The organism is Psychrobacillus antarcticus (genome assembly GCF_029533155.1).
In the GTDB taxonomy this organism is placed as follows: Bacteria; Bacillota; Bacilli; order Bacillales_A; family Planococcaceae; genus Psychrobacillus; species Psychrobacillus antarcticus.
The window spans coordinates 22,567-36,053 of record NZ_JAIZDB010000030.1; the positions used below are offsets into that span (position 1 = coordinate 22,567).

General features: G+C 35.3%; 11 protein-coding genes. 4 read left to right on the top strand and 7 right to left on the bottom strand.

Going from position 1 to position 13,487, the window contains the following annotated elements; genetic code table 11:
- Positions 1 to 25 precede the first annotated feature (25 nt).
- Both LDK52_RS15335 and LDK52_RS15340 read left to right on the top strand, forming a co-directional pair.
- The gene (locus LDK52_RS15335; RefSeq protein WP_277586821.1) at positions 26 to 1,675 is read left to right on the top strand and encodes a sensor domain-containing protein; all 1,650 of its coding nucleotides are present in this window, start codon (positions 26 to 28) and stop codon (positions 1,673 to 1,675) included.
- 24 nt (positions 1,676 to 1,699) lie between these two features.
- Positions 1,700 to 2,215, top strand: coding sequence for an EAL domain-containing protein (locus tag LDK52_RS15340; RefSeq protein ID WP_277586830.1), 516 nt, complete (start codon positions 1,700 to 1,702; stop codon positions 2,213 to 2,215).
- A 244-nt stretch (positions 2,216 to 2,459) separates the two neighbouring features.
- Here LDK52_RS15340 and LDK52_RS15345 read toward each other — a convergent pair whose 3' ends face one another.
- From LDK52_RS15345 to LDK52_RS15360, 4 genes are all read right to left on the bottom strand, one after another.
- Complete coding sequence (locus LDK52_RS15345; RefSeq protein ID WP_277586831.1) at positions 2,460 to 3,152, bottom strand: response regulator transcription factor; 693 nt, start codon at positions 3,150 to 3,152, stop codon at positions 2,460 to 2,462.
- 18 nt (positions 3,153 to 3,170) lie between these two features.
- Complete coding sequence (locus LDK52_RS15350; RefSeq protein WP_277586822.1) at positions 3,171 to 4,622, bottom strand: sensor histidine kinase; 1,452 nt, start codon at positions 4,620 to 4,622, stop codon at positions 3,171 to 3,173.
- A gap of 68 nt (positions 4,623 to 4,690) precedes the next feature.
- Positions 4,691 to 5,656 (bottom strand): DUF4822 domain-containing protein, encoded by a 966-nt coding sequence (locus LDK52_RS15355; RefSeq protein ID WP_407081823.1) that lies wholly within the window; start codon positions 5,654 to 5,656, stop codon positions 4,691 to 4,693.
- Between the two features lie 171 nt (positions 5,657 to 5,827).
- Positions 5,828 to 6,712, bottom strand: a complete 885-nt coding sequence (locus tag LDK52_RS15360) for a LysR family transcriptional regulator (RefSeq protein WP_277586823.1) — start codon at positions 6,710 to 6,712, stop codon at positions 5,828 to 5,830.
- A gap of 146 nt (positions 6,713 to 6,858) precedes the next feature.
- On the opposite strand from LDK52_RS15360, the gene LDK52_RS15365 reads away from it, so the two are divergent.
- Positions 6,859 to 7,878, top strand: coding sequence for a YeiH family protein (locus LDK52_RS15365; RefSeq protein ID WP_277586824.1), 1,020 nt, complete (start codon positions 6,859 to 6,861; stop codon positions 7,876 to 7,878).
- 465 nt (positions 7,879 to 8,343) lie between these two features.
- Here the strand turns inward: LDK52_RS15365 and LDK52_RS15370 are convergent, their stop codons facing one another.
- On the bottom strand, positions 8,344 to 8,931 hold the full coding sequence (locus LDK52_RS15370) for an NAD(P)H-dependent oxidoreductase (protein ID WP_277586825.1): 588 nt from the start codon (positions 8,929 to 8,931) through the stop codon (positions 8,344 to 8,346).
- A gap of 117 nt (positions 8,932 to 9,048) precedes the next feature.
- Between LDK52_RS15370 and LDK52_RS15375 the strand changes: the two genes are divergently transcribed.
- A complete protein-coding gene (locus LDK52_RS15375) occupies positions 9,049 to 9,477 on the top strand; it encodes a MarR family winged helix-turn-helix transcriptional regulator (RefSeq protein ID WP_277586826.1) in 429 nt (142 codons plus the stop codon).
- A 290-nt stretch (positions 9,478 to 9,767) separates the two neighbouring features.
- Here the strand turns inward: LDK52_RS15375 and LDK52_RS15380 are convergent, their stop codons facing one another.
- Both LDK52_RS15380 and pepT read right to left on the bottom strand, forming a co-directional pair.
- Complete coding sequence (locus LDK52_RS15380; RefSeq protein ID WP_277586827.1) at positions 9,768 to 11,237, bottom strand: aminoacyl-histidine dipeptidase; 1,470 nt, start codon at positions 11,235 to 11,237, stop codon at positions 9,768 to 9,770.
- Positions 11,238 to 11,656: 419 nt separating this feature from the next.
- Positions 11,657 to 12,892 (bottom strand): peptidase T, encoded by a 1,236-nt coding sequence (gene pepT, locus LDK52_RS15385; RefSeq protein ID WP_277586828.1) that lies wholly within the window; start codon positions 12,890 to 12,892, stop codon positions 11,657 to 11,659.
- Between the last annotated feature and the right edge of the window lie 595 nt (positions 12,893 to 13,487).

Below are 13,487 nucleotides of genomic sequence, written 5' to 3' on the forward strand. Positions count from 1 at the left end.
AAAAGCAGTTGAGAGGAAAATTACAATGGAACGATTTTTCAATAATATTTCTATAGATATGTATCGATTTTTAATAAGTAATAATCCAGATGCTATTTTCTTATTAGATGAAAATGGCCATGTATTAGATATTAATAGTGCTGCCACTAATATATTTGGCTACACCATTGCCGAACGGACGAAATTACACTATCAGAGCATATTGGTACCGAACGCGATTTATAATGTAAAACGATTATTTCTAGAAACTTTACAAGGTGAATCCTGTGCTTATGAAGCACAAGCCTATCGTAAAAATGGCAACATTCTTCATTTAAAAGTGAAGAATATTCCCATGTTAGATAACGGAAAAATCTTTGGCGTGATGATTATAGCGAAGGACGTGACCGAATTAGTTCAGACAAAGGTAATTTTACAGGAAACTACCGAGAGACTACATTCACTACTGTACTCCTCTGCGGATGCAATTGATTTAATTGATACGAACGGCAATATTTTGACAGTTAATCGGGCATTTGAAGAAATGTACGGGTGGAAAGTCGATGAACTCGTTGGGAAACCATTGCCGACCATACCAATGGAGCGAATGGATGCTGTATTTAAACAGCGGGAGGAACTAAAGAATGGTCAGCATATAAAAGGTTTCGAAGCAACTTGTCTAAAAAAAGATGGATCAACTATAGAAGTAAGCATCACCTTATCCCCTTTACATAACGAAAGTGGTGAAGTAGTTGCATTTTCTGGAATCTCAAGAGACATTACTGAAAGAAAGGTCCTTTTAGAGAACTTAGTTCGTAGTGAAGAAAAGTATCGATTAATCGCAGAAAATATGACGGATTTAGTTTTGATAATCGATGAAAATGGCAAGACGAATTATGTATCTCCTTCTTACTTTACTGTATTAGGAATACCTTTAATGGATTTCGAAGGAACTTACGCAATGGATTTTGTGCATCCGGATGATTTACCAAAGGTTTTGAAGGTTTTTAAAGAAAATATAAGCACAAAAGGTTCTGCCAATGTGGTTTGTAGATTAAAGCACAAAACAAAGAGTTGGTTATGGGTGGAGGCAAAAGCAAGCTACTTTATCGACGAAGAACATGGTAAGCCTTTTCTGTTAGTTGTATCGCGTGACTTTGAAGAGAAGAAACAATTGCGTGAAGAACTAAAGTTAATGGCTTTCCATGATAGTTTAACTGGATTACCAAACCGACGATTATTCGAAGAAAAAATGCAACAATCATTAAAAGAAGCGAAGCGACATCATCAAAAATGCGCTTTACTCTATTTGGATATTGATAAGTTTAAATGGGTGAATGATAATCTTGGTCATTCAACGGGGGATGAATTATTAAAATTATTTGCACAAAGAGTGAGTAAATCCATACGTAACGATGACATATTAGCTCGTCAAGGTGGCGATGAATTCACCATCTTATTGTCTCATATCGAAAATGAGGAAGATGCTCGTACTTGTGCAGAACGTATACTAGAAAGCTTGCAACAAGTTTGGGAAATCGGTGAACATCATTTTGAAACAACCTCAAGTATTGGAATTGCCCTCTATCCGCAAGACGGTGACAACATAGATAAATTATTCACTAATGCGGATTATGCATTGTATGAAGCAAAAAAGAGTGGTCGGAACACATATCGGTTGTTTACTAACGAATAAAAGATAAGTGGATTCTCAGGAAGAATATCATTTAATGTATCATCCTCATCTTTAAATGAGCCTTCGTTTGTTTCGTTTCTTTTGTATCAATTAGAAAAACATTCGATTCCTCGAGATATATTAGAAATTGAAATCACTGAAAACATACAAGTTTTTTCATCATCTATTATTCATAATCATTTACATGATATTGAACAGGCCGGCATAAGTATAGCTATTGATGATTTTGGCATAGGTTACTCGAATATATCTTATATTAGTAGTTTACCCATATCCAAAATCAAAATAGATAAGTCTTTTATGAGTAGTATTGGAGCAAATCTAAAAGGCGAAGCCATTCTTCGAGCTATGATTATTCTCGCAAATAATTTAAAAATAGATGTTATAGCTGAAGGCGTGGAAACACAAGAACAGAGAGACTTCTTGGAAACCAATAATTGCTTACTAGTGCAAGGATACTTTTATGATAAACCACTAGACGAGGACCAATTTATTCAACGTTTGCAACAGTTTGGTATTAAATACGCAAAGAACATGTAGACTGAATAGTTACGGGTCGTAATTATGATATATAGAGTGAGACCTTACAGATTATACATAGAAAAACGGAGTAGCCCCTAAGCCTACTCCGTTTTTCTATATGTATGAATTTATCCATTCATTAACATCGGAACTATTAATTGGTTTTCCATAGAAATATCCTTGCATCAAATTAGTGTCTAACACAGAGAGCTATCACTATCCATATAAAACATTTCATGTGAAACGTTTTATATGGATATTTTCAACTATTAAAGCGATATCCACTGCCCCAAATTGTCTCAATCGGTAGCTCTGATAGTTTACCCTTTTTTAATTTTTCTCGAATGCGTCCTACATGAACAACAATTGTAAATACATCACCATCTAAATCATCCATATACCACACTTGACGGAAAAGCTGCTCCTTTGTCCACACGCGATTCGGATGCTCCATAAAGAACACAAGTAGATCGAATTCCTTCGTCGTAAAAATAAGCTCCTGTCCTAAAACGAATACTTTTCGTGCACCTTTATCGACTATGATATCCCTTACCTCTAAATTATCTTGTGTCTGTCCAGTGCCTGTCAGCTGCTTATAACGTTTAATATGAGCCTGTACACGCGCGACGAGTTCACTCGGACTAAATGGCTTTGTCATATAATCATCCGCACCTAAGCCTAGTCCTCTTATTTTATCGATATCTTCTTTTTTTGCCGATACAATCATTATTGGAACATTTTTCTTTTCACGAATACGTCGACAGATTTCAAAGCCATTCATTGAAGGGAGCATCAGATCAATGACAATCAAATCAAAAGGCTCATTTAATGCTCGATCCACACCTTCCAAACCATCTGTTACAATGTCTGCCTTCATTTGATGGATTTCTAAATAATCCCTCTGCAATTCTGCAATACTAATATCATCTTCAATGATTAATATACGTGATGGCATCATCCATTGACACTTCCTTTAAGCCTTTTCCAATATTATTGTCACTGTCGTACCATAGTTTAGCTCACTTTGAATTTTCACGCGGCCGTTATGCTTTTCGATGATTTGTTTCACAATCGCAAGACCTAAGCCGCTACCTCCTGTTGTCGATGTACGGGCCTCCTCGCCACGGTAAAAATGGTCAAATACGTAGGGGAGCTGTAACTCCTCAATCCCTTGCCCATTATCCATCACGAGAATTTCAACCATATCATCAACTACCATTACCTCTAGTATCATACATAACGGTTCAGTTGTCTTTTTAAACTTCATACTATTTTCGAATAAATTAGTAATCGCTCGATTCATCTGCATACGATCAATAGAAACGTACACATCCTCCGTCAGATTCAGTAGAAACTGGACTTCACGGTTGTACAACTGAAACTCCTCCACCATATGTGCGAGGAACTTTGCAAGCTGTATACGTTCAAAATGGAAAGGAACTGCCTCTGCGTCAAGCTTAGAGTAGAGGAAGAGCTCTTCAATTAATTGATTCAAGGCGAGTGATTTCGAATGAATCGTCTTCAAGTACCTTTCCTGCTTTTCAGGTGTTTCGGCAACTCCCTCCTGTAAGCCTTCTACATAACCAATAATAGAAGTAATTGGTGTTTTTAAATCATGAGAAATGCTCGCGATTAATTCCTTCCTGTTATTTTCAAGATTTTGCTGCTCCTGTATAGAGACTAAAAGCGCCGCACGCATATTCTCAAAATTAGCTGTCAGCTGATGGACTTCCTTTGCTGTATTAATAGGTAAAGTTGGTGACTCAATCATCAATTCTCCCTCTCGCATCTCAGACATGACCTGACCCAAATTCTCTAAAGGCTTGATAATCGTCTTACGTAATAGTTGATTTAAAAAGAGCATTGCTGCGATGGACACAAGAAGGATGATGATAATAATTGTAATTCCCCATTTGGTAAGAAAATCCAAAAGGCTGTTTTCCTTTTTCAGTACGAGGACGCTTCCCTTCGACTGGTCGCTATAATAAAAATCAAACTTAATATAACGATACAGCCTACCCGCATTATCTATCGTACCCTTCGTTTCAATATTATTCGTATCAAAACTTGGAAAATGTACGACAAGCGATTCTTCTACTAGCCCCTGCGTATAATATAGAATTTTCTCATCACGGCGGATGACAACGCCAAGTGACTCCTTCTCAATTTGTTGCAAATTCTTTTGCATAACCTCTCCTATGAGCTTGTCTGGATTAGTCTTCGCAATATTTCGTAGCTCTATGTAAGCAAGCTCCTCCTCCGGACTCAAGGAGCGCTGCTTCGTAAAGGTTTGATACAATGTTTTAGGTGTAGGAACTGACCCTGTTGTTACATAAAAAACAATGCATAGGATGGCAAGAATGGAGACACTTGCAATGACAATACCACCAATATATGAAGTTAAAAATCGATTTTTGATTGTCATATTGATCTCCTTTCCTCCATTTATAAAGGAGATTCCTTACTTTTTCAAGTAATGGACTTTCTTATTATTTAAAAGCTAAAAGACGGCTTAAAATCTCCCTTATATGGCTCGTGCTCAACATAAATTACGATATCCTTGCCATCTGCATTCTTCCCAACACGTTTATAAGTAAACTTGTCATCATTTAATTCTGTAAGCTCTAATGCGGCACCGTATTTATTGTTACCAATTGATACATGTGCACGGATTTTATTGTCGCGAATCACATCAAAGTAACCGTAATCTCCACGACTCTCACCTGTTTCTATATTAAAAAATTCGTATTGATTCGTGGCTTCTTCAAACTTTGCAACACTCAAAAAATTCTCGTTATACTTTGTGACATCATTGCCTTCTTCATCGAATGCCTTTGTACCTTGCCATAACGTTTTACTAAGGATTTTATCGCCATCTACATTAGTATTAATATCTCCTGTCGAAGCAGATAACTCTTGATTTGGATTTGTGAAGGCTAAATCATTTTTATCATATGGTATATGTTCCACAAATACTTCGACCTCTTTCCCATCCGCATCTTTCCCCATACGTTTGTATGTGAAAATCTCCTCTTCTAACTCCGTGATTTCGACAACGGCTTGATATTTCATCGTATTTGAAATCAAAATACGCTTCTTACCGTCATTCGTCATAAAAAATGTGCCTTCATCGCCACGTGTCATACCTGTTTCCGCATCAAAAAATTCATAACGTCCTGTCTCTGCCTCATACTTTGCTAAACCGATAAAGCCAGCATTCTCCTTGGTTAGATCAATATTATCTTGATTATAAACACTAGTACCTTGCCAATTCATACTGCTTAGTACATTCGCCATTTCTTGTCCCTTGGTATGCTGTTGTTCAGGTTTTACAGCTTCTTCCTTTTGATTTTGTACGGTTGAATTGTCCGCCTCATTTTTTGTTGTTTCCCCGCATGCCGCTAACAATGTGATAGAGCTAAAAATAGCAATTGTTGCGAATTTAAATTTGTTCTTCATAATATTTTCTCTCCTTTATCATTTGCTTATCCTTCATTATTCATTATGAAGTACAGTTCTAAACTCTCTATATCGCAAATATAAACAAAATATAAATTCGAGAAAAAAACGCATAATACACTGAACATTGTGCGTCCATATTTAAATTGTCACTGAAGTGGGCTATCTCATCTATATGATAGGTTCATTTGTTAATAATTGGACAAAAACCTCGGTTGCTTTAGTTTGAAACTGGAAAATTGGGGTTACAAGCGAAAAATTTCTTATTATAGAATACTCATCGATCTCTAGTAACTTTAACTTTCCTAGCTCTACTTCATTTTTTATAACGGAGTGAGAAAGGAAAGAAATTCCTAAACCGGCTTCAATTGATTCCTTGATAGCTTGGGTACTTCCCAAAACCATCATTTTTTTTGGATAACAACCCATTCGGTTAAAGAATTTCTCCTGCATTTCCCTTGTTCCTGAACCCTCTTCACGTATGAGCCATGTTTCCTCACTCAAATCATGAGAGCTTATTTTTTGTGTGCTTAAAAAGTAATGGTTTGAAGCTGTAGTAATCGATAACTGGTCATTTGCAAACGGAGTTATCTTAACTTTTTCATTTTTAAATTCACCTTCTATTATCCCCACATCGATTTGGTTACGCATGACTAATTCAATAATTTCATTCGAATTCCTTATAATGACATTCGGATTTAGTTGCGGATAAGACTTAAGTAAATTGGCAATTTTATAGGGAAGGATATATTCTCCGTATGTATAGCTTGAACCAATAGATAGAGTACCACTTGCTGAATGTTTTAGATCATCCAAAAGATTTTCCATTCTAGTATAGAGACCAGCAATATCCTTTGCATGTTGATATACAATTTCTCCTGCTTTGTTAAGCCTGACAAACTTATTCGTTCTTTCTAATAATTTTATATTCAATGCTCGCTCTAAGTTCTGTATATAACTACTGACAGCTGGCTGAGTCATATGAAGAATTTCTGCAGCTTTTGTGAAATTTTTTTGTTCTACAACGGTAATAAAAACTTGTAATGCTTGTTCCATTCTTCTCCACCCTCAAATTCTCGTTAGATTATTTAAAGAAATTATAATAAGTAATTGGTTATTATCATAATCATTATAATCTATTTTACTTATCATAATAAGGGATCTATGATAAACACAATACATTAGTTATAGGAGATTTTAATATGACAGACACATTAACTAAGCGAAAGTCATTTTCGTTGGGAAATTGGCTTGGAGGAATTGGCTTTACTTTTGTTATTGCATTGGTCGGTTTTGGTTTGTCCAAAGTACCTGGACTAGATCATGTGGGACAACTTGCTTGTGCCATCATCCTTGCTGTTATTTATAGACAAATTTGGGGGTACCCAGAAAAACTACGCATAGGTATACAATTTTCCGCCAAAAGGCTTTTAAGGCTTGCTATTATTCTTTTTGGATTAAAACTGAATATCGATGTTATTTTACACCAAGGGTTGGGATTACTTGTTAGAGATGTCGGAACCATTGTCTTTGCCATTTTTCTTACTATGATCCTTGCAAAACTATTCAAGGCAGATGCTTCATTATCGTTATTGCTAGGAATTGGAACGGGGGTCTGCGGTGCCGCAGCTATTGCAGCCGTATCACCTATTTTGAAAGCAAAAGAAGAAGATACTGCAATGGGTGCAGGCATAATTGCACTGGTCGGGACTATCTTTGCCATTGTTTATACTATTATAAGACCTTTTATTCCTTTAACTGCTATGCAATATGGCATTTGGTCAGGTGTAGGCTTGCATGAGATTGCTCACGTAGCCCTTGCTGGTGCACCAGCAGGACCAGATGCCCTTGCCATTGCTTTGTTAGCAAAACTTGGTCGAGTTTTCTTACTTATTCCACTTAGCTTTATACTTATGTACTGGATGAAACGAAAAGGAAAAGCAGATAATGATTCCGATAGCAAAATAGAATTCCCATGGTTTCTTATAGGATTTATTATCATGAGCTTATTCGGAAGTTACATACTTGGTCATGCGATTACAATTCCAGAAGGTGTGATGAATGGGGTTTCCTTTTTCACTTCTTTTATTTTGACAATGGCCATGATTGGATTAGGCTTGAATGTTAGTCTGAAGGATCTTCGCACGAAGGCGTTACGACCACTTCTTGCCATGGCAATTACATCCGTTCTTTTGTCTGTCATCACTTATTTCACGATGTAACTAATTCCTCCACAACTTTTACGTAAGCATATGGCTGTCTAGATAAGCTTCACCTATCTTGTACGAGTGATTAGGCTACTGGATTGGCGTTGGGAATTTTTGAGCCATGTAGAATTCGAAGTTTTAACCCCTTTAAATCTGCAAGAAAAACAATTGGTTTTTTTAATGCACGTCTCGAAGCAACTATAAGCAGCGAAGGTGTTATTAGAAATGGATTATAAAGTTAAAGAGTTGTCCGAAGGTATTGCAGCATGGTAAGAAGTGAAGTTTCCTGTTTCAGAACTAACCGAAGATGCTAGAGTAACTGACAATTGCGGGTGTTAAGTCAAGTTTTTGATTGGAGTCGCTTCTCGAGATTATGTGATGAATGTAGTTTATGGTAGATGTTAAAGGAGATTAGAGTGTTCTAATCTCCTTTAACCTTTTTGGATTTTGGATAAAAAAGGAAGAAAATATTTTGGTTGCTTACTGCTCTATCTTTTTAAAATAATTATAGACTTTTTCTAGCTTTTTCTTTTGGTTTCCCTTTGGACTTTCCATATTTCCAAACTCAAAGAATTTAACTTTCTTGATACCCACAAAATTAAATAACGCTCTTCTCATTAGAATTTTGTGCGCATTGTTCAACCAAAGAAACGGATAGTTAGTTGGCCCCTTCATGGTAGACACACATACCACGGACTTCCCTTTTAATAGTCCTTCCGGGAAAAGTCCCTTCTTATCTTTATAGGCAAAGTTAGAAGAAAATAATTGATCTATATATCCCAATAGCATTGCGGGTGGTCTTCCCCACCATATAGGATAGATAAAAACAATCTTGTCAGCCCACATAAATTGTTCCCTATATTTTTCAAGACTAGGATCAGTGTGCATATCACGTCTTCGCTTTTGTTCATTAAAAACTAGAAGTGGATTAAATTTCTCTTCATACAAATCTAAAACCTGTAAATCCTCTACCTCGGGGTTTTCGTTACTTCCCCTAATAACTTTTTGTAAAAATGTATAGTTTAAGCTGTTGTGGTTTGGATATGTATAAATTAGCAGCAACTTCATAACGCACCTCTTTGTTATCATTTGATAACTAAATAATAACATACGGATTTTTAATTATCAAATGATAATTGTTTTTTGACAATATCTTTGTTACCGTGTCTATAAGAGGTGAGGAAAATGGACAAAAATGCTCTTTTTTATAAATTAGTATCATTTACATCTTCTGTTCATCGAGTAACACAGGAATTAACAAAAAATGCAAAGTCAGATTCAATCTCGCAGACCCAATATAATATTCTTGAATATATATCAGTTGGCCAACCTGTGACTCCCAGTGAAATTAACGATTGTCAAAACATGTCTATGCCGAACACAAGTCGTGAGCTAAGCAAGTTAAGTAAGAAAAATTTAATCGAGAAATTAAATGATACCGAAGATCGACGAAAACAATATATTCGTCTTTCGAATGATGGAGAAGCCATGATGAACGAAGCTTTTGCAACTATAGAATCTCGTTTTCTAAAGCGAATAGAAAATGCCTCAATAGAAGATTTAGATGAAATTGAACATGCATTAGAAGTTCTGCAGACAAAACTATTTTATTAATTCTTATGGTAAAGATGCAGCAATAGATATTACAGAGGTATACGAAGTAGAAATAGTTCAATTCTATTTAGATAATCATCACTATGAAATGATTCTTATGATTAAATACAGAGATTTCCTTTAAAAGCTACATGAAAACACCCCGTAAATGTAAGCTCGTGTGTAACATTTACGGGGTCTATCCATTCTACTTTTTCACATCGCTTACTAATTTTCTTGTTAAGCTGTCTTCAGCATCGACAATAAACTTATAAAGTCGTTGTTTTTCTTTTGAGAGATTGCCTTTATTGTTACCAATCAAAGTCCCTTGTTTTTTCTAAAGTATAAAGGAAGTATTCCCAGTTTTCTATCGTGGAAGGAATACTTAGATGTTCGTTCGGTGTATGTACATGATACATATCAGGACCAATCGAAATGGCATCTAAGCCTGGAATCTTTTCAATCAAAATACCACATTCAATTCCAGCATGTACTGCAATGATATCAATATCTGTACCGTATTTTTCTTTATACGATTCTACAAATAGTTTTCTAATTCTTGAATCGGGTCGATATGGCCACTCTGGATAATCTGCATCAGTAGATAATTCGCATCCAAGCATATCAGCAATTATCTGTGCTTGATTGACGATCGAATACTTTAGGCTTTTAATAGAACTTCTCGTTTCACTTTCAAATTTCATCTCTGTATCTGAAGTTGTTACAACACCTAAATTTGAAGAACTCTCAACCAGTCCCTCTATTTCCATACTTCTGCTTTGAACACCATTCGGTATTAACATGAGAGCAGCAATTGCTTTCTCCATCGTTGTTTTTGAAAAAACTTTTGCATCAGTTGTCTCCATCTTTTCGAGTCCAATATATACCTTTGGATCGGATTTACGTAATTCATTATTTATTGTTCTATTCCAAGCTTCTATAACTTCAGTTAATCTTCCAATACCATCTGCAGGAAGTTGGATAATCACATCTGCTTCTCGAGGAATGGCATTCACTTTTATTCCTCCGCTAATTTTCTGTATAAAGTAAGGTAATTCACTTGATAAATTATATAGAACTCTACCTAATAGTTTATTGGCATTGCCTCTCCCTTTATCAATTGATATACCAGAATGGCCCCCTTGCAACCCTCCTATACTTATACAGTACGTTACAACATTGCGCGGAGAACCCTCCCAAATTATAGGTAGGTTTTGAGTAATAATAACTCCACCGGCACTGCTTACTAGCAACTTTTTATCTTCTTCTGAATCTATATTAACAAGAATTTTACCCTCCAGATGCGACGGGTTCACTGCATGTGCGCCCCTCATAGTAGTTTCTTCTTCAGTCGTTATAAGTACTTCAATTGAAGGATGAGGTATATTATGCGAATCTAACAAAGCCAGAGCATAAGCGATGGCTACTCCATTATCTGCACCCAAAGTTGTATCTGTGGCATATAGCATGTCACCTATTATCCTTAACTGAAGAGGATCTTTATCAAAATCATGAATGGTGCCTTTATTCTTTTCACAAACCATATCCATATGGCCCTGAATAATAATAGTCGGTACATTTTCATATCCAGGTGTTGCAGCTTTTTTAATAATTACATTTAACGCTTCATCTTGTATAAACTCTAGATTACGTGCTTGAGCAAATCGAACTAAATAATCGCTAATTGCTTTTTCTTTCGCTGAATCACGAGGTATATTAGATACCTCCATAAAATAATGAAAAACAGGATGTTTTCTTAAATCTACCAAGCTATTATACATTTTTCTCATCCTTCTATTTTTTAAATTATTACGGTCCATAGTTAATAATAACTGCAATAATGACAAATACAATTTCTAAAGTAAATATAAATATGAAAAATGGCCATAAAAACTTATACCAACGATCCATAGGGATACATAACCCTTTAATATATACATTAGTGATAAATTCTGGAAAGATAAATCTATGAAAAAAACTCCACTATAAAATGTTGAACATTTTGTAGTGGAGTTAAAAATCTTAAAGTTATTGAGAAGAGCAATATTGGTTAAAGTATAAATTTATAATTGTAATGATAGATTACTAGGCTCATTACGATATTGTAAGAAGAATTTTAATAAATATTTTATGACAGGTAGAAAAAAACCATTTTAATTAATTTATTTCAAAAATGGATTCATTCTATTTAAAAATAATATTATTCATTCTTTTTTGCAAACAAGCGAACAATTTCAATGATGACATCCGTAGCCTTAATCATATTATCAACTGAAGCGAACTCATATTTACTATGATAGTTTTCTCCACCTGTGAAAATATTTGGTGTCGGAAGACCCATGAATGAAAGAACTGATCCATCTGTGCCTCCACGAATAGCTTTAATATCTGGTTTGATTTCCAAGTTTAACATTGCTTGCTCAGCTAAATCGACTATTTCAAAAACAGGCTCTATTTTTTCTTTCATATTGTAATATTCATCTTTAATTTCAAGAAGTATGCTATCTACTCCATATTTCGCTTGTAGTTCTATTACAATATTATTTACAAATTCCTTTCTTGCATTAAACTTCTCTCTATCAAAGTCTCTAATTAGATATTCCATTGTCGTAAGTTCAACACTACCTTTAAAAGATGAAAGGTGGTAAAAACCATCATACCCATCAGTTGTTTCAGGGGCTTCATCGACAGGCAGCTTCCTATCTAATTCCATTGCTATTTTAGAAGAATTAATCATTTTGTTTTTTGCCGTACCAGGGTGAACATTTCTGCCTTTAATAGTTATTTTAGCCTCGGCAGCATTAAAACTCTCATACTCTAATTCCCCTAGTGGTCCACCATCTATCGTATATGCAAATTGAGCATTAAAAGCATTAACATCAAACTTATGCGGCCCTTTTGATGTCTCCTCATCAGGTGTAAAAGCAACTCTTATCTTCCCATGTTTAATTTCAGGGTGCTTAATTAAATAAGCCATCGCTGTCATAATTTCAGCTATCCCAGCTTTATCGTCTGCTCCTAGAAGAGTAGTACCATCCGTTGTAACGAGTGTATGCCCTTTATAATTGGCTAACTCTGGAAAATCCTTAGATGACAATACAACCTGCAACGATTTATTTAAAACAATGTCTTCTCCATCGTAATCAAGTATGATTTGAGGCTTTACATTTTTACCTGTAAAATCCTCTGATGTATCAAGATGGGCAATAAATCCAATCGTCGGAATTTGCTTATCTATATTGGCTGGTAAAGTAGCCATCACATAGCCAAATTCATCTATCGAAACGTCTTCCATTCCAATCTCAGTCAATTCCTCTACAAGCATATTCGCAAGTACAAGCTGACCTGTAGTTGATGGAGTAGTTTTAATGCTATCATCAGATTCCGTGTCAACCCTTACGTAAGTTAAAAATCTTTCAAGTAATTCTTTCTTCAAAACATTCAATCCCTTCCACTATGATGCCTCCATATATTCTACCATAGTCACATTTGATAGCCGATTTCTTCCTTCTAAAAGATAAAATAGATAAACCACGATACAGGAGGAAATGAAGAACAGATAGTTGAACTAGTGGCCAAAAAATTCCTTCTATAAGCTTTAGAGAATCGGTTTTTGCATATACCCTCTATAAGAAACTATTTAGAATTGCCCCTTATACAGGGTGCTAAATTTTTCTACTAAAGTAGTTACATACAACAATTTTATCTAGACGAAGTTTCGTGCATTCACACGGTGGTAGATGCTTCGTCCAAATTGGAAGTTAGCAATACAAGAGATATTAGTGTCTAACACAGGGAATTATCTAAAACTAGCTACAAGTCTGAGTTCTATAAGAACCCGGTTCCCTAATTTTAAAACAAAAAGAGCCTGCAAAAGTGATATCTGAACTGAACCCCGAATAGTAGACACTTTATAAAAAGTGTAGCTATTCAGGGTTTTTTCTTTTTCAAAACCCCGTTATACTAAAATTTACAAACTTTGAACGGGAGAAAACATTATGAGTAAAATACTTTTTAACGAACATCAACAG

Coding starts and splice junctions, on each gene's coding strand:
- LDK52_RS15335 (WP_277586821.1), top strand. CDS start 26: ATGGAACGATTTTTCAATAATATTTCTATAGATATGTATCGATTTTTA.
- LDK52_RS15345 (WP_277586831.1), bottom strand. CDS start 3,152: ATGCCATCACGTATATTAATCATTGAAGATGATATTAGTATTGCAGAA.
- LDK52_RS15350 (WP_277586822.1), bottom strand. CDS start 4,622: ATGACAATCAAAAATCGATTTTTAACTTCATATATTGGTGGTATTGTC.
- LDK52_RS15355 (WP_407081823.1), bottom strand. CDS start 5,656: ATGAAGAACAAATTTAAATTCGCAACAATTGCTATTTTTAGCTCTATC.
- LDK52_RS15360 (WP_277586823.1), bottom strand. CDS start 6,712: ATGGAACAAGCATTACAAGTTTTTATTACCGTTGTAGAACAAAAAAAT.
- LDK52_RS15365 (WP_277586824.1), top strand. CDS start 6,859: ATGACAGACACATTAACTAAGCGAAAGTCATTTTCGTTGGGAAATTGG.
- LDK52_RS15370 (WP_277586825.1), bottom strand. CDS start 8,931: ATGAAGTTGCTGCTAATTTATACATATCCAAACCACAACAGCTTAAAC.
- LDK52_RS15375 (WP_277586826.1), top strand. CDS start 9,049: ATGGACAAAAATGCTCTTTTTTATAAATTAGTATCATTTACATCTTCT.
- LDK52_RS15380 (WP_277586827.1), bottom strand. CDS start 11,237: ATGTATAATAGCTTGGTAGATTTAAGAAAACATCCTGTTTTTCATTAT.